This window comes from Oleiphilus sp. HI0125 (assembly GCF_001635355.1).
Genome location: NZ_LWGF01000991.1, coordinates 1 through 1,450 on the forward strand (window position 1 = coordinate 1; position 1,450 = coordinate 1,450).

The window sequence follows — 1,450 nt, forward strand, 5'->3', positions numbered from 1 at the left end:
AGTGAAAAGATGTCTTGCCGAATCGCTTTGTCTCAATTGATTTTTGACTTATCAGTGAAAGCGTTAGACGATGGATACATTGATTTGTTTAAATCGCTTTTTGATCGCGCTTGGCCTGATAAGCATAAGAAAAGTGCGTTTGTATACATAGTCTGGCTTGCTCGATATATTCACTTTTGTCGCCCAATAGTAAGAAAAAAGCTAGCTCATAAAAGAAACTTAGTTGTTACCTAAGGGATAGTATGTGCGGTTTTTCCGGTCTACTGAAAACACCTAGTGTAAGCCCGAGTGATGAATTATTGGTCAAGGGTAGTCTTGAGAGAATTCTTCAGCGTGGCCCCGATCAATCTGGTATTTGGGTTGGTGAAAAGATAATTCTTGGTCACCAACGCCTTTCTATTCATGATCTGAGCGCCTTGGGTAAGCAGCCAATGCTTTCTAGGTGCGAGCGTTATGTACTGGTTTTCAATGGTGAGATTTACAATTACGAAGAGTTGCGTGAGGAGCTTGTTGATTCAGGTTGCAAGTTTAAGGGAAGTTCAGATACCGAAGTGTTGCTTGCCGCTTTTGTACTTAACGGAATTGATAAAACTCTTTCCTCGTTGGTTGGTATGTTTGCTCTGGGGCTCTGGGATAGAGTAGAAGAAAAGCTAACTATCGCGCGGGACCGCTTCGGTGAAAAGCCATTGTACTATGGCTTGGTGGCAGGTAAGTTTGTTTTTAGCTCGCAGCTAAACTCGTTGCCTTTCAGTAAGGACGAAACTCCAAGCATTGATTTGGGTAGCTTGGGGCTTTATTTTCGGCATGGGTATATTCCAGCTCCGCATACTATATACCAGCGTGTACAAAAGTTAGAAGCAGGTTGTGTGGTTACAGTAAATTGCGCTGTTGGCGAATTAATGCTCAGCGAGCCTCGAAAATATTGGGATGGTTTTAGCTTTCTCAATCGGAAAACGGAAAAAGAATGTGGCTCTATTGCAGAAGTTACATGCGACCTTGATCTGTTAATAAACCAAAGTGTAGCTCTTCAAGCAAAGGCAGACGTACCTTTAGGTTGCTTTTTGTCAGGTGGCATAGATTCATCTACTGTTGCAGGTGTACTTCAATCGCAAAGCCCCTCTGCAATCGATACGTTTACGATTGGTTTTGATGATCCTCAATACAATGAAGCAAGGTTTGCTAAAGAGGTGGCGGGCCATATTGGTTCGCGACATCATGAGCTTTATGTAAACAGGCAAAATCTTTTGGATGTTGTACCTGCTATATCAACCATGTTTGATGAGCCGTTTTCGGACGCGTCACAGATCCCAACTTTTCTGGCTGGCCAATTGGCAAAAAAACACGTTACTGTTGCTTTATCTGGTGATGGAGGGGATGAGTTGTTTTGTGGATACAATCGATACCAGACATCAGCCAAGCGTTGGGAACAAGTGATTAGAATTCCTCGTTC

2 protein-coding genes are annotated in these 1,450 nt (G+C 42.8%); both read left to right on the forward strand.

Features of this window, described 5'->3' with window-relative positions; all coding sequences use genetic code 11:
* Window positions 1-234: hypothetical protein (locus A3762_RS28430; RefSeq protein WP_231878847.1), on the forward strand; the 234-nt coding region annotated here is incomplete at its 5' end.
* An 8-nt stretch (window positions 235-242) separates the two neighbouring features.
* Window positions 243-1,450, forward strand: a 1,208-nt coding sequence (asnB, locus tag A3762_RS17080; protein ID WP_068756775.1) for an asparagine synthase (glutamine-hydrolyzing), incomplete at its 3' end; no start/stop codon positions are given.